This is a genomic window from Kribbella sandramycini, from assembly GCF_013131805.1.
GTDB lineage: Bacteria > Actinomycetota > Actinomycetes > Propionibacteriales > Kribbellaceae > Kribbella > Kribbella sandramycini.
This window is the reverse complement of record NZ_JABJRC010000005.1, coordinates 335,947-352,741: the sequence shown is the minus strand read 5'-3', so window position 1 is coordinate 352,741 and position 16,795 is coordinate 335,947. Positions and strand designations below refer to the sequence as shown.

Genomic DNA, 16,795 nt, shown 5'->3' with positions numbered 1-16,795 from the left:
CAACGTGGCCGACAGAGTGCCGCTCGGATTCAGTCAGCTGGCCGAGTGTCTGGCGGAGGTTTATCGCCGGCGGAGCCTGAATCGGTTCGACCGCAGTCTGCGGCATGCGCGGGACGAGTCGCTGCCGATCTTCGCCTGTGTTCAGGACCCGCTCGAGCTGCAGCGGCCGGCGCCGCACGGGCAGCCGGCGAGCCCCGTCGTCCTGCGGATGTTGTCGGACCGGTTGCGGCCGGAGGGCGCGAAGTCGCCGGAGCTGCAGGTGCCGCATTTCGTCGTGGGGCTGGAGGACAAGTCGCCGGCGGACGGCCCGGACGCCGAGCTGCAGCCGGTGTCGACCGCGGAGGTCGACGAGCTGGTGCAGCTGCTCGACCGCGCGACGACCGGGCTGAAGGACAACCGGTCCGGCGGTTACGTCTTCTCCCGGTACGACCTGATCCGTTGGCTGATGGGCGAGTCCTTCGCAGACGCCAAGCAGGTACGGCGGGCGCTGTACCGGCGGGCGGTTGGTGGCGTCGGCGAGAGCGACGGGGTGTGGGCCCGTATTCAGCTCCAGCTCCCGGGCTGGTTGCAGGTGCTCACGCTCTGGTTGCTGCCGACGCTCTTCTGGCTGCGGCACAGCGGGCGCGTGCCGATGCTGTCCGGCACCTACCGCTGGCTGCGGAACCAGCCGTACGTCGCCCGCGGTGACGACAACCTGTTCGAGTTGGCCCGCCGGGTCACCAAGGACAAACGGCCGGAGCAGGATCCGGAGCGGTTCGCGGGTCTGCTCGTCAACGCGTTCCTGGAGGATCTCCGGGCCGGCTTCCGGCCGGTCGAGTGGGTGCGACGCCATCGCGCCACGCATCCGATCCTGATGGTCGGCCCGATCAGCCGAACCAACGGCGGCTACCTGCTGGTGCGGATGGTGGCCGAGGTCCGCAACGACACCATGCGGTTCGACCCGCTGCTGCTGGTCACGATCGGTCGTAAGGTCCCGCCGCTGGCTCTGGACCCTGGCGAGGCCATGGTCGACGAGAGCGTCGCCGCCTGGCGAGCACGGCATCTCCAGGAGAGCCTGCGGCACTGGATCGGCGCCTGGCTGCTGGTCTTCCCGATCGGCGCCAGCAAGATCGCCGTGGCGCGCAGGCTGGGCTGGTGGCCGCGGCCCGTCGTGTCGACCGAGCAGGAACGCCCGGTGCAGTTCCAACGAGTGATCGGCCCGCTGTGGCGACGCCGCCCCGGCGGCTTCCTGATCATCGCGTCGGTGTTCGCCGTCCTGGCCTCGACGTACGCCGGTTTCGGCGTCCTGGACGATCGGCGACACTGTGGCGGCGACGGCTTCACCTGGCTCGGGATCGAGGCCGCGGATCAGTCGGTGGCCAAGGTGGACGGCGACTGCGTCGGCGTCACCGACGGCACGAACGCGTTGCTGTTCCCCAGTCAGACGTTCGCGCCGGTCCGGAACAAGATCCTCGAGCAGAACCGGCAAGCCGCCGAGCTGAGCAAGCAGCAGCCCGATCGGCCGCTGATCTCCTTGGTCTTCCTGGCCTCGACGACGGACCGGTCACCCAACGAAGGCGTGTTCATCGCGGAGGGCGAGCAGCTGGCCGGGCTGGCGGTCGCGCAGGCTGTGCAGCTCGGCAAGCCGGCCGAACGGTACGAGCCGATCCTGCGGATCCTGATCGCGAACGCCGGGCCGCAGTTCCGGCACGCGGACCGGGTCGCCGGCCAGCTCGGCGCGCTGTCGGCCGAGGATCCGTCGATCGTCGCCGTCCTCGGCCTGGTCGAGAGTCGCGAGTCGACCCAGGAGATGGTCCGCAAACTGGCCGCGGTCGGGTTGCCGACCGTCGCCGCCGTGCTGACCGCGGACCAGATGGTCGACGTCAGCCGGATGTACCTGCAGATCAGCCCGCAGAACCGGCGCGAGGCGGCCGTCGCCGCGGCCCACGTCCGGAACCTGCTCGCGACCGGCAAAGACCCCTTCGGACGCCGGCTGACCCCCAAACTGACCGTCTACAAGTCCGACGATCCCACCGACACCTACAGCCAGAACCTGGCCGATGACGCCCTGAAGGCGTTCCGCGCCATCGGCGTCCCCGGCACGGCGGTGTCCTACAACCCGAAGGGCATCGGGCTGGACGCGACCCAGGCCGGGGTGGACGCGTGTGACCACAAGGAAGAGATCGTGTTCTTCGCCGGTCGCGGCCAGGTCGACTTCCAGGCCTTCCTCGGCGGTATCCAGGACCGTTGCCGTGTGCAACCGCCGTATGTCGTCGGCGGTTCCGACACGACCAAGTACGTCGCCGATCGCGGCGTGAGCGGGCTGAACAAGTCGGTCCCGTTCCAGTACCTCGCGCTCGCGCTGGCCCCCGACCTGCTCACCAACGCGCCGCCGCAGTCGGCGGATTTCTACGCCCGGCTGCAGGAGATGTTCCAGTACGAGAAGACCGAGCGCGGCCGGAGCCTCGACGGCTATGCGGCACTGAGTTATGACGCGGCGTACACGGTCGTGCTGGCCGCCAGCCACCTGCGGCGGGAGAATATCGCGGTGAACGGCGGCACGGTCCGCTCGGCGCTGCAGTCGATCACGGACGCCGACGGCGGTCAGCGCAGCTACCAAGGCGTCACCGGGCGGATCGACTTCGGCGGGAGCGTTTCGCGGCGGGTGCCGGTGGACAAGCCGGTGGCGATCGTCACCTTCGAGCGCGGCGGGCCGGTGCCCAGGGCAACGATCGTGTGTGGTCCGCGGGCCGAGTCGCCGGCCTGGTGCCCGGTCGACTAGTCCTTCAGGAGGACCCGAAGATGCTACCGACGACCGATGGGAAGCCGGGTTTCGTCAGTAATCCTTGACGTATGACCGGGGACTTCTTACCCGAACGCCGCAGGGCTTCGGTATTCAGCCAGCTCGTGACCATCCTGCTACTTCTCGTCGCCGCTGGGGTGGCGGCCTGGCTGCTCCTCTAGGACTCCCAGCGGACGTCGGCCTCACCCGGCCGGACGACGCCGGCCTCGTAGGCGACCACGACGGCCTGCACGCGGCTCGACAGCCCCAGCTTGGAGAGCACGCTGCTGACATGGGTCTTGACCGTGGTCTCGCTGACGAACAGCTTGCCGGCCAGATCGCGGTTCGAGAGACCCCTCGCCATCCAGACCAGGATCTCCCGTTCGCGCTCACTCAGCTGCGCCAACATCCCGACCCAGCGCGCATCCGGCTGGGCGGGTGCGCTGGGCGCCACCCCGCCGACCTGACGCTCCAGCTCGACGCATCGCTCCAGCAGCACGCGGGTGGACGCCGGGTCGACCAGCGAGTCGCCGCGGTGGACGGCGCGGACGGCGGAGACCAGCAGATCGGGATCGGTGTCCTTGAGCAGAAATCCGGAGGCGCCGGCCCGGACGGCGCTCAGCACGTAGGCCTCGTCGTCGAACGTGGTCAGCACCAGGACGGCGGGTTTCGACCGGCCGGAGGCCTTGTTCGCCGTGGTGATCCGCTCGGTGGCGACCAGGCCGTCCATCACCGGCATCCGGATGTCCATCAGGACGACGTCCGGGTCGTACTGCTCGATCAGCCGCAGCGCCTCCTCGCCGTCCCCGGCCTGGGCGACCGTGGTCAGGTCCGGCTCGTGGTCGAGGATCATCGCCAGGCCCATCCGGATCACGCCCTGGTCGTCGGCGACCAGGATCCGGATCGGGCTCTGCTCGGTCTCCGTCAGCTCTGCGGCGGCAGCCATGCCTGCACTCTCCATCCACCCAAGGGGCCGGCCGCGACGGCGAGGGTGCCGCCGACCGCTGTGGCCCGTTCGCGCATTCCGATCAGCCCGTTCCCGCGGCCGCTCTCGCTCCGCCGGGCGGTCTCCAGGACGTTCACCGGCGGCGGGCCGCCGCTGCCGTTGTCGTCGATCGTGAGGAGCTCGCCCTGCGGTCCACTCTGCCAGGTCACCCGAGCCGCGGTCGCCTTCGCGTGCACCATCACGTTGGTCAGCGCCTCCTGAATGATGCGGACGGCGGTCAGCTCGGTGGCCGTGGTGAGCTGCTGCTGCCGGGTCGGCAGCACCATCGCGACGTCGATCCCGACGGCCTTCAGCCGCTCGCCCATCCGGGCGACGTCGCCCAGATCCGGGACCGGGGCCGTGCCGCCGCCGGAGCCGGTGCTCAGCTCGGCGCCGGACTGCGCGGTGTTCAGCACCCGGACCGTCTCCCGCATCGCGCTCAGTGCCTCCTTGCCGCTGGCAATGATCCAGCGGATCGCCTCGCGCAGCACCTCGGGCCGCTGGTCGGCGACCCGGTCGGCCGCCTGGGCCCGGATCACCACGGCGCTGACATGGTGCGAGATCACGTCGTGCAGGTCGCGGGCGATCCGGGTCCGCTCGGCGACCGCGGCCCGCTCGGCCTCGACCGCGCGCAGCCGGACCAGCTCGGCGTTGCGCTGCTCCAGGACGGCGAGGTTCTTGCGCCGCCGGTACACGTCGGCGCCGAGCAGCACCATGCCGCAGATCAGCCCTTCGGCGAACACGAACAGCGACACGTCGATGTAGCTGTAGAGGCTCTGCAGGTCGCTCGGCAGGTTCTGGTAGCGGGTGCCGTACATGATCGCGCGGTTGGAGTGGCCGAGCACGATCGCGACCACGGTCGGCAGCCCGATCATCAGCCCGGCCAGGCTGCCCATCGCGAAGAACCCGCTGACCAGGCGGCGGACGCCGTTGGCCGCGGCCAGGTAGCCGGCCACCAGGAGCGGGGCCAGATGGATCTCCGACTGCAGCGCGGCGTCGGCGATCTTGGGCTGGCCGAAGACGCTCAGCCCGAGCTGCGCGGCCAGGCCGGTGCCGACGGTGGCGTACACGAACGGGTAGAGGATGGAGACCGCGATCAGCGTCGTGCGTGGCCGGCGGCGGCCGAAGGCGATGGTGGCGACCAGGAAGAGGCCGGTCACCACGGACACCATCGGGTTCCGCGGGCGCAGCCAGCTGTCGTTGATGATTTGGAGCGCCCCGAACCAGACGAGACCGGCGCCGGCGGCCAGCAGCAGGTCCTGCTGGAGCTGCGAGAGGCGTCGCCATCGGGTCATGTCGCCCAGCGTAGTCATCCGGTGCTCGATAACGCTTCGTCAGCGCGGTCGGGTAACTCTCCAACTTTTGGAGGAGTCGGGACGTCCGATCTGATACTCAGGGCCTACTTCAGGCCTGCGAGGACGGTCCCTGGGGCCGATGTGGCGACCGTGCCGATCCGAGAGGCTGTACCCCATGACCAACGACCTGCCGCCGCGGCCGAGGCACGCGGTGCGTAAGCGGTCGCTGTCGGTCACGGCGGTCGCCGTCCTGGTCACCCTGGTCGGCTCCCTCCTGATCTGGCATACCCAGCTGGGCGAGCTTTTCAAACCGGCCGCGGACAAGGAGCCCGTCGTCTCGGGCCTGAGCGCGCCGCCGGTCTCCGGGCCGCCGAGCGCGACGCTGAGGTCCAAGTCGTCGCCGTCGGCCCCGAAGCCGAAGCCGACGCTGCCGAAGGCGACCGTCTCGCCGGCGCCGAAGAAGGTCACCCGGAAGCCGAAACCGGTGCCGAAGCCGGTGCCCAAGAAGACCGCCGAGTACGACGAGGAGAGCCTGGCCGGGCTGGCGCCGAAGCTGCGCACGCGGCTGAAGAAGGCGATCCTGACCGCGCGCGCCGACGGTGTGACGATCCGGATCAACTCCGGGCGGCGCAGCGCCGCCAAACAGCAGCGGCTCTTCGACGCGGCGGTCAAGAAGTACGGCTCGCGGAAGGCGGCCGCGCGCTGGGTGCTACCGCCCGAGGACTCCGCCCATGTGCACGGTAAGGCTGTCGACATCGCGCCGGCCGCGGCGATGGCCTGGCTGGACAAGAACGGCTACCGCTTCGGCATCTGCCGCCGCTACGACAACGAACCCTGGCACTTCGAGGCGATCACCTCGCCTGGTCGCGCCTGCCCACCCCGTGAACCCCACAGCGTGGCGAAATCCCGATAGTCCGCAACCACCTCCAAGGAGCCGATGATGACGATGACCTACGCACAGCCGCTGCCCCTGCGCTACACGCGCGCCCGGCTCGCCGTCCCCGCCCTGTGGCGGCAGGTGGTCCGGAGCAACGAGAAGACGACGGAGGCAGTCGTGCCCGAGCCGGACCGATCGGCGTACACCCAGCTGGAGATCTACGACGGCGTGCTGGCCGCGTTCGAGCGGCGTGCCGAGGTGTCGGCGCTGCTGGCGACCTCGGCCGACCGGGAGACCGCCGTCCGTCGGCTCCGCGCCGAGCTGGGCTTGAGCCAGCTGCAGGCGACCGCGCTGCTCGACCTGCCACTCACCACCGAAGTCCGGGACCGGATCGCCCACCGCGCGGCCGAGCTCCGGGCGGCGCTCAGCCGCTGAAACTCGCCCGGCCCTCCTGCGTGGTTTGTGTCATGCGGTGAAGATGGAGGGGTGATCACGATCGAGCAGGCCGGGCGACTGCGTCAGGCGGGGGTGCTCTGGGCGCCCTCGGCCGGGGACCGGTTCGTGGTGCCGGACCGGGAGATGGACGACGACGTGTTCGTGGTGAGCGACATGACCGTCGAGGTGCACGACTATCAGGGCAGCAAGGTGATCGGCTTCAACGGCACCACCGAATGGGCGCTCGACAGTATCGAACAGCGCGAAGTCATCTGGCTGCCCCGCGAAGAGCAGTTGCGGGCGTTGCTGGGTGCGCATTTCCAGTCGCTGGCGGCCACCCCTGAGGGATTCGCCGTCCAGCTGACCGACAGCACACATACCTCCGCGGACGCCGAGCAGGCGTACGCGACGGCGGTCCTGCACCTGCTGGAGAACTAGTTCGGAGTGGTCGGCCGCCAGTACTGCTTCTTGTCCCTGTCCTTCACGGTGAAACCGAGTTTGATGACCTCGTCGCGGAGCTCGCGGAGGTCGGCCTTGCCCTTGTCGTCGTCGAAGCTGCGGGCGCGGGCCTTGAGCAGGGCGTTGACGGTCGGCGGCAGCTCGGGTTCGTCCTCGACCCAGCGGCGGAAGCGGCTCTCGTACGGATCGCTGTCGGTCCACGGGTAGCCGTGGGCGCGGAAGGCCTGCGGGATCTGCTTGGCCTCGCCCTTGAGCTGGTCGTGTTTCTCCCGCGCCAGCTCCTTCGAGGTCGCATCGAGGAGCACGATCTGCTTACCGTCCAGGAACGCGACCGAGACCTTCTCACGCGGCACGACCAGCGTCTGCTCGTTCTTCAGGAACTCCACCCGCTCGTGGGTGATCGTCACCTTGAGCGTGTCGTCCAGCGCGATCGCGCCCAGCAGCAGCCCGGCCAGCCCGCCGACCACGGTGCAGATCAGCACCACCCACCAGGCATCTCCGTGCCCGATCACCTCGAGGATCCGTTTCCACGGCATCCACGGTTTGGTGACCGCCCAGTCGGCGAACCGGGGCAGGAAGAACCCGAGCACGAGCCCGGCGACGGGCAGGCCGCCGAACAGGATCAGCTTGTCGAGGGTCGAGTGCCCGATCACGGTCTTCGCCTGCATGCTCAAAAACTAGCGGCCGGGGAGCGAACTTTAGTATCGAACCACGACGACCGAAGGAGACTTGGGTGACGGAGGGTATCTGGCTGCGATTCCTGAGCGGCCCGGAGATCGACTCGCTCGGACTGACCCGGACGGAGATCGTCGACGCGGTCGAGGACGCCGTCCGCGAGCACGGTCTCGGCCGGACCAGTTTCGAGCCGCGGGTGCACCTGACGCCGGACAACGGCGGGATCGGGCATTTCAACATCCTCCGCGGGCATCTCGACGGGCTCGGCGAGCACGGCATCAGCGGGGTCAAGGTGGTCGGCGACTTCGTGCCGAACTACCAGCGCGGGTTGCCGAGCGAGCTGGCGATGGCGACCTTGTTCGACCCGACGACCGGCGTCCCGCTCGCCGTCCTGGACGCGACCTTCGTCACCGCCGCGCGGACGGGCGCGATGACGACCGTCGGCGCGCGATACCTGGCGCGGCAGGACAGCAAGATCCTCGCGCACGCCGGCGCCCGCGGGACGGCCTGGTGGAACGTGACGATGCTCGATGATCTCTTCGAGCTGGACGAGATCCGGGTGACGTCGCGGCGGCCGGAGTCGCGGGAGAAGTTCGCGGCCGAGCTGTCGGAGGAGTTGTCGACGCCGGTGCGGGTGTGTGCGACGGCCGAGGAGGCGTTCGACGGCGCCGACGTCCTGGTCGAGGCGACGCGGCTGCTGGAGCCGGAGCCGCTGCTGCGGACGGCCGCCGTCCGGCCGGGCGCCTTCGTGGTTCCGTACGGGACGGTCAGCGCGGTCGAGCTCGACCTGCTCGACGTGATGGACAAGGTGGTCGTCGACGACTGGCGCGAGGCGCAGTCCGGGCGGTTCGGCGCACTCCGCCGGCACGTCGACACCGGCCGGCTGTCGCCGGAGAATCTGTACGCCGAGCTCGGCCAGATCGTCGCCGGCGCGAAACCCGGGCGCGAGAACGATGCCGAGCGCAACCTTTTCTGGCATCGCGGCCTGTCCTTGCTCGACGTCGCGATCGCGCATCTGATCCTGCGCCGCGCCGAAGCCGCCGACCTCGGCACGATGCTCCGGTTCCACTGATGCTGATCACGAAGCCCGCGGACGTCGACCCCACCAGCCCCGAGCCCATCGAGCTCGCCCAGCCCCTCCTCGACCAGTTGGCCGCTACCCGCACCGCAGCCCTGGCCACGCTCGCCGCCGGCGCCCCTGTCTACGGTGTCAACACCGGCATGGGCGCCCTCAGCAAAGTCCGCCTCACCGCCGCCGAACAAGCCGTCCACCAACGCAACCTCCTCCTCGCCCGAGCCGTCGGCGGCCCACCCTGGCTCGACCCCACCGAAACCCGAGCCGTCCTCCTGGCCCGCCTCCGCACCCTCCTCGCCGGCGACCCCGCCGTCTCAGTCGAACTCATCCACCACCTGGTCGCCTTCATCAACAGCGGACAGCTACCCCAAATCCCAGCCTCAGGAGCCGGTTCGGCCGGCGAAATCATCCCCCTGGCCCACGCCATGACCCCCCTCGTCACCGGAGCCGAGGAGGGGCCAAGCCCCCGGATCGAGCCCGCCGAACGAACCGCCCCCGCCGCCCTGGGCGGCGGCGCCGGAGGCGACGAGGAGGCCGATCGGCCAGAGGCCTCCTTCGCCCTGGGCCCGAAGGAGGGAATTGCCTTGCTGGCTGGGATTCCTGGGGCAACTGGGCGGGCTGCTCTTCATGCCTCGCGGGCTCGGCGGTTGGCGGATCACCTCACGTGCGTCGCGGCCGGGGCGATTGCGGTGGTTCGGGCCAATCGGGGGCCGTACAGCGAGCTTGCGGGGCGGGGGGATGAAGTACTGGCGGGGGAGTTGGGGCGGTTGCGGGAGTTGGCGGGGGTGGAGGGGGAGCCGCGGGGGCTGCAGGCGGCGGTTTCGTTTCGGGTGGCGGGGCAGGTGGGGGCTTATGTGCGGCGGGCGATCGGCGATCTGGACGACGCGGTGGAGCGGGCGTTCGCGGGGGTGATGGATTCGCCGGCGTACTTGGGCGGCGAGTTCGTGGGGACGGCGGGGTTCCACGGGATCGAGCTGACGGCGTACTGCGACCACCTGGTGAGCGCGCTGGCGCATGCGGCTGAGGTTTCGGCGGCTCGGTTGCATCGGTTGCTGGATCCGGCCGTGACCGGGCTGAACGCGCAGCTCGCGTTCGTGCCGGGGCCGCAGGCTGGGTTGGTGGCGGTGCACAAGCGGGCGGTGGCGACGACGCATCGGTTACGGCGGTGTGCGCTGCCGACCGGGATCGGGACCGTGGAGACGTCGAACGGGCAGGAGGATGTGCAGAGCTTCTCGTGGGAGGCGGTCGGTAACCTCGGCGAGGCGATCCGGCTGGCCCGCGAGGTGACCGCGTGCGAGCTGCTTGCCGTCTACCAGGCGCACCTGCTCGCGAAGCGCCCCCTCCCGCCCGGCCTGCTCCAGGCGACCGCGGACGTCGTACCGCCGATCGAGGCCGATCGTCCATTCGGCCAAGACCTGACCCGCCTCCTGGAGACCGTGCTCGCGCCGTGAGGTTGATCGAAAAAGCGAGCCCGACACGCTGACCGCCATCGAGTTGCAAGTAGCTCGCGGCGGGGTTGTGTCGTTCACAGAGTGCGGGGGCGGAGATCTAACGAAGAGCTGACCTGACCAGGGTGTCAGGCGCCGGGCTGTATCCAGTAGCCTGGCGCGCGTGCGGTGGACTTGGAGGAAGTCGTTGAAGCGGTTCGTGGTCCCTCCGACCTGGCCGTCGCCGCCCCGCCGAAGTTGGGTTCCCCCGAAGACCTGGCGCCCGGATCCGTCCTGGCCGGCCGCCCCTGACGACTGGCAGTTCTGGGTCGACGGCAAAGGCAACCCGGTCCGTGGCCCGATCGGCCGGTACGCCGGTCCGTCCAGCCGGGCCGTGTACGCCGGAGCCGGCGCGATGGTCGCCGTCCTCGGGGTGATCGTGTGGTCGTTGTCCGCGGTCGGCCTGTTCGGCGGCGACGCGAAGAACACCGGCGCCGCGAATTCGATCGACAACTCGACCCCGTCGCCGTCCGCCTCGCAGCCGGTCGTCACCCCGCCCAAGGTGCCGACGACGACACCCTCCCGGACGCCGACTACCACCCCGCTGCGCGTCAAGGCCGAGCCGACCAAGCGCCCGACCCGCACCAAGACCAGCGAGCGGCCGACCCAAGAGGTCAAACCGTCGACCCCGGTCACCACGACGACGAAGACGGTCAAGCCGTCGCGACCGACGTCCCCTCGCCCGTCGACCCGTGAGCAGATCCTCCGCCAGTACTGCATCGACCGCGGCTGGGACCCAGAGCTCTGCGACCCCGACAACTGGGAAGAAACCCCGTAGTCAGACCACATTTCGTTCGGCTCGGCGGATGTCGGTGGTGCCGAAGCGGCTTGCGTCCATCGGGCTGATGTCGACGAAGGGGCGGCGTCCTAGGTAGAGATCGCGGATGATCTCGCCGACGGCCGGCCCTTGCAGGAAGCCGTGCCCGGAGAAGCCGGTCGCGTAGAGGAACCGGGAGAGCCCGCCCGCTTCGCCGATCAGGGCGTCGTGGTCGGGCGTCACTTCGTACAGCCCGGCCCAGCCGCTGCTCAGGCCGACATCCAGCAGCGACGGCGTCCGGCGTTCGATCGCGTCGGTCAGCCGCGGTAGCCAGGCGTCGCTGCGGTCCAGGTGGAAGCCGGGTAGCTCGTCCGGGTCGGACATCCCGATCAGTAGCCCGGGCCCCTCGTGATGGAAGTAGTACGAGCTGGTGAAGTCGATCGTCATCGGCATGTTCGGCGGCAGCCCCGGGATCGGCTCGGTGACCACGATCTGCCGGCGCAGCGGCGTCACCGGCAGGTTGATCCCGAGCGGCGCGGCCAGCGCCGTCGACCAGGCCCCGGCCGCACAGATCACCGTGCTCGTCCGAACAGTGCCCAGGCTGGTCCGGACGGCGCTGATTCGGTTGCCAATGGCATCGACTTCGAGGACGTCGCACCCGGTCAGCAGCGTCGCCCCGAGCCGCCGGGCCGCGGTCGCGTACCCGAGGACGACGGACTCCGGCGTACAGTGCCCGTCGGCCGCGGAGAAACAGGCGCCGGCCAGCCCCTCCGGCGCGAGGATCGGGGCCAGCTCGAGCGCCTCCTCGACCCGGACCATCCGGGTCGGCAACCCGACCGCGCGCTGCCGGATCGTGCTCTCCCGGAACAGCTCCAGCTGGTCGTCGGTCTCGAGCAGGAACAGGTACCCGACCCGGTGCAGGTCGATCTCCTGGCCGGGCCGGCGCGCGAAATCGGCGAATGCCGCCAGACTGCGGGCGCCGAGCGCGATGTTCAGGTCGTCGGAGAAGTTCGCCCGGACGCCGCCCGCGGCTTTCGACGTCGAGCCGGAGCCGAGCGCGTTCCGCTCCAGCAGCAGCACCCGCTCCACCCCGGCCTCGGCCAGGTGGAACGCGATACTCGTCCCGATCACCCCGCCGCCGATGATCACCACCTCGGCGGCCTCCGGCAGCGCGGTCACGGCAGCAGGAAGTCGAGATCCGCCGCGACGGTCTCGGTATCCATCTGCGCCTTCTGCAGCTTTCCGGAGTAGTCCCAGTTCATGGACTGCCAGCGGGTGAACTGGTCGAGCACCCAGATCCCGCTCTGCCGCGAGCCGTTACCGGATTTGCCGTTCCCGCCGAACGGCAGATGCGCCTCGGCGCCGGAGGTCGAGTTGTTCACACTCACCATGCCGGCCGAGATGCCCTGCGCGAACCGGAACGCCTCGTTCGGATCGGTCGTGTAGATCGAGCTGGACAACCCGTATCCAGGCTTGTTGCCCAAGGCAATCGCTTCGTCGAGGGTCGCGTACGTCGTGACGCCGACGATCGGGCCGAACGTCTCGTTGCGGAACAGCTCGTCGTCCGGGCGGACGCCGTCCACGATCACCGGGTGGTAGAACAGCCCGGCCGCCGGATCGCCGACGAAACCCGGGCGCGGGTTGTCGGCGCCGACCCGCCCGGTCGCGCCGAGCACCGTGTGGTGGGCCGCGATCCAGCCCAGCGACTTCTCGAAGCCGGCCGCGAACTTCTCGTCCAGCAACGGGCCGAACAGGACATCCTGCGTCGGGTCGCCCATCGGCGCCGCCGCGACGGCCGCGGCAAACCGCTCGACGAACTCGTCGTGCACGGACTCGTGAACGATCACCGTGCCGAGCGACGTACAGCGCTGACCGGCGGTGCCGAAACCGGAGAAGAGCGCGCCTTCGACGGCCAGGTCGAGGTCGGCCTGGGCGCTGATCACCATCGGATTCTTCCCGCCCAGCTCCAGACAGGGCGTCTGCAGATGCCGGCCGCACAGCTCGCCGATCTGCGTCCCGACCGCGCTGGAGCCGGTGAAGCCGACCTTGTCGATCAGCCCGGCCCCCAATGCCTGCTCCAACCCGGCGAACGTGTCCGGGCCGTCGGCGTACACGACGTTGAGGACGCCGGCCGGTACGCCGCCGTGCGCAAAGATCTCGTAGAACGCGTCGGAGACCACCGAGGAGTACTCCGCGGGCTTCCAGACGACCGTGTTGCCGCAGAGCAGCGCCGGGACGATGTACCAGGACGGGACGGCGACCGGGAAGTTGCCGGCCGAGATCACCGCGACCGTCCCGATCGGGCGCCGGAACGTGAACAGCTGCTTGTCCGGCATCTCCGACGGCACGGTCTGCCCGTAGAGCCGCCGGCCCTCGCCGATGAAGAAGTCGCAGGTGTCGATGATCTCCTGCACCTCGCCGCGCGCCTCGGCGATCGGCTTCCCGATCTCCCGGGTGACCAGGGCGGCCAGCCGCTCCTTGTTCGCGGTGAACAGCCGGCCGACGTTCGCAATCACCTGGCCGCGCTGGGGCGCCGGCGTCGCAGCCCAGGCCCGCTGCGCGTCCCGAGCCGCCTGCGCGGCTCGGACGAACACCTCGGGCGCCGCGCTCCCCACTGTCCCGACCACCTCGGCCAGCCGCGCCGGATTGGTCGACTCGCTGCGCCGAACCACCTCCGCGACCCGCTCGCCGGCCACCACGGACAGCACCTCGACAGCCATCGCATTCCCCTCTCGGACGGTGAGCCCACTGTAGAGGGATTCGTCCTTGTGATTGCGTTCACAAGCTCGTAGGATGGGTGCCCGGAGTAACCTGTCGATGAGACAGCGAGGTGTGACGATGACGAGCCGCAAACCGCCGAACGTGTCGTTCCAGGAGTGGGTCGACCACCAGGTCAAGGAAGCCGAGCAGGCCGGCGAGTTCGACGACCTGCCCGGGGCCGGGAAGCCGCTGAAACTCGCGGACAAACATGATCCCGACTGGTGGGTGAAGGATTTCATCAAGCGGGAGAATCTGGACTCCGAAGCGCTGCTGCCGCCCGCGGTGCTGCTCCGCAAGGAGAAGCAGAAGGTCGCCGAGACGGTGGCGAAGATGCGCCGCGAGTCCGAGGTGCGCGAGTACCTGACGGATCTGAACCGGCGGATCCTGCTCGCGATCCGCGACACCACCGGCCCGGTGGTCCCGGTCGGCAAGGTCGACGAGGCGGCCGTGATCGCCCAGTGGCGGATGGATCACGACGGTCCGCCGGTCGAGCGCACCGAGGCCGGCGTCGCCGCCGAGCGGCCGCGGCGCCGGTCGATCTGGCAGCGGTTGTTCAGCTGAGCAGTTCGCGCGCCGCCTTCTCGATGGTCGCCTCGTCGAGCAGGACGTGGTGCGCGGCCGCGCCGAGTGGGACGTACGAGTCGTAGCTGGTCACGCGGGCCATCCGGCCGGTGAAGCCGTGGTCGACCAGCGCGGCCAGGATGCCCTCGGAGACGCCGCCCGAGCGCCGGGTCTCGTCGACGACCAGCACCCGCCCGGTAGCTGTTGCCTCGCGCAACAAATCCTCCACCGGCAACGGCGCCAGCCAGCGCAGATCGAGTACCCGCACCCCCGGAACGCGCGCCGCGACCCGCAGGCTCATCGGTACGCCGTTGCCGAAGGTCACCAGGGTCAGCTCGGTGCCCCCGCCGTACGTGCGGCCGCGGCCGAGTGGGACGGGCGCGGTCGGGTACGGCGTCGCCCACGCGTCGTCCGCTTCGTCGTACAGATCGCGGCGGTGGTAGAGCGCGATCGGCTCCAGGAAGACGCTGACCGTGCCTGAAGCGCGCGCAGCGGCCGCGCAGGTGAGCAGCATCGCGGCCGCGTCGTCCGGTCGGGACGGCGAGGCGATCACGATGCCGGGGATGTCGCGGAGGACGGCGATCGCGTCGTCGTTGTGGAAGTGGCCGCCGAAACCCTTCTGGTAGCCGTAGCCGGCGATCCGCAACACCATCGGGTTCTTGTACTGCTCCTGGGAGAAGAACTTCAGTGACGCCGCCTCGCCGCGCAGTTGGTCCTCGGCGTTGTGCAGATAGGCCAGGTACTGGATCTCGGGCAGCGGGAGCAGCCCGGAGACGCCCGCGCCGAGCGCGAGACCGAGGATCGACTGCTCGTCGAGCAGGGTGTCGAAGACCCGGGCCGGGCCGAACGTCTTCTGCAGCCCGCGGGTGACGCCGTACACGCCGCCTTTGCGCCCGACGTCCTCCCCGAACACCATCGCCTCCGGGTAGGCCGCGAGGACGTCGGCCAGCGCGCGGTTGATCGACTGACTCAGTGTCAGTCGGTCTGTGGCGCGGCTCAGCTGGGGGAGGGCATCGGCGACGACCTCCGGCTCCGGGAAGCGCAGTGGCGCCGCGACGATCTCGGCCGACGAGAGTTGCGGCAGACCAGCTACTTCGGCCGCGATTCGCATCGCCTCGGCCCGCTTCTCTTCGTAGCGCTCGATCACCTCGTCGACGCCGAGACCCGCGCCGAGCAGGCGTTTCGCCGTCCCGAGCAGGGGATCCAGCTCTTCCTCGGCGGCGATCTCGGCCGGACTCCGGTACGCCGCCTCGACGTCCGACCCGGCGTGGCCGAGCAGCCGGACGGTCCGCAACCGGAGGAACGCCGGACGCCGGTTGCGACGGACGAACGTCGCCGCCTCGGTCGTCATCTCCAGGGTCGCGGCCAGATCGGTGCCGTCGGCATCGAAGTACCGGAGGCCGGGGCGATGGCCGTAGGCCTGCTTGATCCAGCCGTCCGGCGTCCGGACGCTGATGCCGAGGCCGTTGTCCTCGCAGACCAGCAGCAGCGGCATCGGCAGGCCCTGGTACGACGCGTGCAGCGCCGCGTTGATCGCGCCGGTGGCGGTCGAGTGGTTGGCCGAGGCGTCGCCGAAGCTGGTCACGACGATCGCGTCCGCCGGCCAGGGGGACGGGACGCCGAGCTTCGCCGCGCGATTCATCGAGAACGCGACGCCCATCGCCCGCGGCAGGTGGGACGCGATGGTCGACGTCTGCGGGATGATCGCCAGGTCGTGCCGGCCGAACACCTTGTGCCGGCCGCCTGCGATCGGCTCGCTGGTGGCGGCGGCGACGCCGAGCAGGATGTCGCGCAGGCCGTCCTTCGCGCCGCACTGCTCGGCGCGGGCCAGGTAGAACGCGCCGGAGCGGTAGTGCAGCAGGGCGGGGTCGGTCGGCCGGAGTGCGGCCGCGACGGCCGCGTTGCCCTCATGGCCCGCGGAGCCGATCGTGTAGAAGCCCTGGCCCTGGGATTGCAGCCAGCGCGCGGCCAGATCCGCATGCCGACTGCCGAGTTGCGCGTCGTACAGGCTGCGCAGCAACTCGGCCGGGTAGTCGCAGGGGGCGGGTTGGAGGGCGCGGACGCGGTCGGCGAACCGCTGGTCGACCGAGGTCATCGGCAGGTCCGCGGGGTTCGGGGGCTAGAGGCCGCAGTCGAAACCGTCGTCGTTCGGGTTGGCGTCGGCCAGCACGTCCAGGATCCGGCTCGCGGCGCGAAGGTCCTCATTCGATACATGATCCGCGAAGAACGTCGCGACCACAGCCTCGACCACGGGTTGAGCCTCTTTCAGCGCCTTCCGGCCGTCGTCGGTCAGCTCGGCCCAGGTCGCGCGCCGGTCCTCGGGGGTGTTCCGGCGGGCGACGTACCCGTCCTTCTCCTCGAGTTTGCCGACCAGCCGGGTCGCGCCGCTGCGCGAGATCATCAGCTGTTCGGCCAGCGGCGCCATCCGGAGCCGGCCGCCGGCGGCGTCCAGGATCCGGAGCACCTCGTGCTCGAAGTAGCTCATCTTCAGCCTGGCCCGGAGCGTGTTCTCGATATGCGTGAACAACAGCGTGTCCGCGCGGTAGAGCGCTCGCCAGGCCTGGAGTTGTGTGGGAGTCATCTCCTGCGCCATACCGGGAAGTGTACGTCGCGGCGTGCACAAATAAACCGTTGACGCGTGAACTGTTCATCTGCGTATCCTGTCTGG

At 70.0% G+C, this 16,795-nt stretch carries 15 protein-coding genes; 8 read left to right on the top strand and 7 right to left on the bottom strand.

Going from position 1 to position 16,795, the window contains the following annotated elements; all coding sequences use genetic code 11:
* Nucleotides 1–4 precede the first annotated feature (4 nt).
* Nucleotides 5–2,761 carry an ABC transporter substrate-binding protein gene (locus tag HPO96_RS22335; RefSeq protein WP_171675546.1) on the top strand — a complete coding sequence of 919 codons (2,757 nt, stop codon included), beginning with the start codon at nt 5–7 and terminating at the stop codon, nt 2,759–2,761.
* Between the two features lie 178 nt (nt 2,762–2,939).
* Here HPO96_RS22335 and HPO96_RS22330 read toward each other — a convergent pair whose 3' ends face one another.
* Nucleotides 2,940–3,707 carry a response regulator gene (locus tag HPO96_RS22330; protein ID WP_171675544.1) on the bottom strand — a complete coding sequence of 256 codons (768 nt, stop codon included), beginning with the start codon at nt 3,705–3,707 and terminating at the stop codon, nt 2,940–2,942.
* Nucleotides 3,686–5,041 carry a sensor histidine kinase gene (locus HPO96_RS22325; protein ID WP_238355382.1) on the bottom strand — a complete coding sequence of 452 codons (1,356 nt, stop codon included), beginning with the start codon at nt 5,039–5,041 and terminating at the stop codon, nt 3,686–3,688. Before HPO96_RS22325 ends, HPO96_RS22330 begins: the two co-directional genes overlap by 22 nt.
* 175 nt (nt 5,042–5,216) lie before the next feature.
* Between HPO96_RS22325 and HPO96_RS22320 the strand changes: the two genes are divergently transcribed.
* From HPO96_RS22320 to HPO96_RS22310, 3 genes are read left to right on the top strand one after another with little or no spacing between them, the layout of a single operon-like run.
* Nucleotides 5,217–5,954: a M15 family metallopeptidase gene (locus HPO96_RS22320; RefSeq protein WP_171675540.1), complete on the top strand. Its 738-nt coding sequence runs from the start codon at nt 5,217–5,219 to the stop codon at nt 5,952–5,954.
* 27 nt (nt 5,955–5,981) lie between these two features.
* Nucleotides 5,982–6,353, top strand: a complete 372-nt coding sequence (locus HPO96_RS22315) for a hypothetical protein (protein WP_171675538.1) — start codon at nt 5,982–5,984, stop codon at nt 6,351–6,353.
* A 51-nt stretch (nt 6,354–6,404) separates the two neighbouring features.
* The gene (locus HPO96_RS22310) at nt 6,405–6,791 is read left to right on the top strand and encodes a pilus assembly protein CpaE (RefSeq protein WP_171675536.1); all 387 of its coding nucleotides are present in this window, start codon (nt 6,405–6,407) and stop codon (nt 6,789–6,791) included.
* Here HPO96_RS22310 and HPO96_RS22305 read toward each other — a convergent pair.
* Nucleotides 6,788–7,480, bottom strand: coding sequence for a YqeB family protein (locus HPO96_RS22305; protein ID WP_171675534.1), 693 nt, complete (start codon nt 7,478–7,480; stop codon nt 6,788–6,790). The two genes, HPO96_RS22310 and HPO96_RS22305, sit on opposite strands and share 4 nt — an antisense overlap.
* Before the next feature lie 65 nt (nt 7,481–7,545).
* On the opposite strand from HPO96_RS22305, the gene HPO96_RS22300 reads away from it, so the two are divergent.
* The 3 genes from HPO96_RS22300 to HPO96_RS22290 all read left to right on the top strand — a co-directional run bounded on the left by HPO96_RS22300 (nt 7,546) and on the right by HPO96_RS22290 (nt 10,827).
* Nucleotides 7,546–8,559 (top strand): ornithine cyclodeaminase family protein, encoded by a 1,014-nt coding sequence (locus tag HPO96_RS22300; RefSeq protein ID WP_171675532.1) that lies wholly within the window; start codon nt 7,546–7,548, stop codon nt 8,557–8,559.
* The gene (locus tag HPO96_RS22295) at nt 8,559–10,013 is read left to right on the top strand and encodes an aromatic amino acid lyase (RefSeq protein WP_171675530.1); all 1,455 of its coding nucleotides are present in this window, start codon (nt 8,559–8,561) and stop codon (nt 10,011–10,013) included. The genes HPO96_RS22300 and HPO96_RS22295 overlap by 1 nt, the downstream gene beginning before the upstream one ends.
* Before the next feature lie 184 nt (nt 10,014–10,197).
* Nucleotides 10,198–10,827 carry a hypothetical protein gene (locus tag HPO96_RS22290; protein ID WP_171675528.1) on the top strand — a complete coding sequence of 210 codons (630 nt, stop codon included), beginning with the start codon at nt 10,198–10,200 and terminating at the stop codon, nt 10,825–10,827.
* Here HPO96_RS22290 and HPO96_RS22285 read toward each other — a convergent pair whose 3' ends face one another.
* Together HPO96_RS22285 and HPO96_RS22280 are read right to left on the bottom strand one after the other, a co-directional pair.
* On the bottom strand, nt 10,828–11,985 hold the full coding sequence (locus tag HPO96_RS22285) for an NAD(P)/FAD-dependent oxidoreductase (RefSeq protein WP_337796758.1): 1,158 nt from the start codon (nt 11,983–11,985) through the stop codon (nt 10,828–10,830).
* Complete coding sequence (locus tag HPO96_RS22280; protein WP_171675526.1) at nt 11,982–13,526, bottom strand: aldehyde dehydrogenase family protein; 1,545 nt, start codon at nt 13,524–13,526, stop codon at nt 11,982–11,984. Before HPO96_RS22280 ends, HPO96_RS22285 begins: the two co-directional genes overlap by 4 nt.
* A 118-nt stretch (nt 13,527–13,644) precedes the next feature.
* On the opposite strand from HPO96_RS22280, the gene HPO96_RS22275 reads away from it, so the two are divergent.
* A complete protein-coding gene (locus HPO96_RS22275) occupies nt 13,645–14,127 on the top strand; it encodes a DnaJ family domain-containing protein (RefSeq protein WP_171675524.1) in 483 nt (160 codons plus the stop codon).
* Here HPO96_RS22275 and HPO96_RS22270 read toward each other — a convergent pair.
* A complete protein-coding gene (locus tag HPO96_RS22270) occupies nt 14,120–16,222 on the bottom strand; it encodes a thiamine pyrophosphate-dependent enzyme (RefSeq protein WP_171675522.1) in 2,103 nt (700 codons plus the stop codon). The two genes, HPO96_RS22275 and HPO96_RS22270, sit on opposite strands and share 8 nt — an antisense overlap.
* 24 nt (nt 16,223–16,246) lie before the next feature.
* The gene (locus HPO96_RS22265; RefSeq protein WP_171675520.1) at nt 16,247–16,720 is read right to left on the bottom strand and encodes a MarR family winged helix-turn-helix transcriptional regulator; all 474 of its coding nucleotides are present in this window, start codon (nt 16,718–16,720) and stop codon (nt 16,247–16,249) included.
* Nucleotides 16,721–16,795 lie beyond the last annotated feature (75 nt).

Excerpts from the sequence above, each read along its gene's own strand:
- HPO96_RS22295 (WP_171675530.1), top strand. The coding sequence starts at position 8,559 with ATGCTGATCACGAAGCCCGCGGACGTCGACCCCACCAGCCCCGAGCCC.
- HPO96_RS22320 (WP_171675540.1), top strand. The coding sequence starts at position 5,217 with ATGACCAACGACCTGCCGCCGCGGCCGAGGCACGCGGTGCGTAAGCGG.
- HPO96_RS22275 (WP_171675524.1), top strand. The coding sequence starts at position 13,645 with ATGACGAGCCGCAAACCGCCGAACGTGTCGTTCCAGGAGTGGGTCGAC.
- HPO96_RS22315 (WP_171675538.1), top strand. The coding sequence starts at position 5,982 with ATGACGATGACCTACGCACAGCCGCTGCCCCTGCGCTACACGCGCGCC.
- HPO96_RS22330 (WP_171675544.1), bottom strand. The coding sequence starts at position 3,707 with ATGGCTGCCGCCGCAGAGCTGACGGAGACCGAGCAGAGCCCGATCCGG.
- HPO96_RS22280 (WP_171675526.1), bottom strand. The coding sequence starts at position 13,526 with ATGGCTGTCGAGGTGCTGTCCGTGGTGGCCGGCGAGCGGGTCGCGGAG.
- HPO96_RS22265 (WP_171675520.1), bottom strand. The coding sequence starts at position 16,720 with ATGGCGCAGGAGATGACTCCCACACAACTCCAGGCCTGGCGAGCGCTC.
- HPO96_RS22305 (WP_171675534.1), bottom strand. The coding sequence starts at position 7,480 with ATGCAGGCGAAGACCGTGATCGGGCACTCGACCCTCGACAAGCTGATC.
- HPO96_RS22325 (WP_238355382.1), bottom strand. The coding sequence starts at position 5,041 with ATGACCCGATGGCGACGCCTCTCGCAGCTCCAGCAGGACCTGCTGCTG.
- HPO96_RS22270 (WP_171675522.1), bottom strand. The coding sequence starts at position 16,222 with ATGACCTCGGTCGACCAGCGGTTCGCCGACCGCGTCCGCGCCCTCCAA.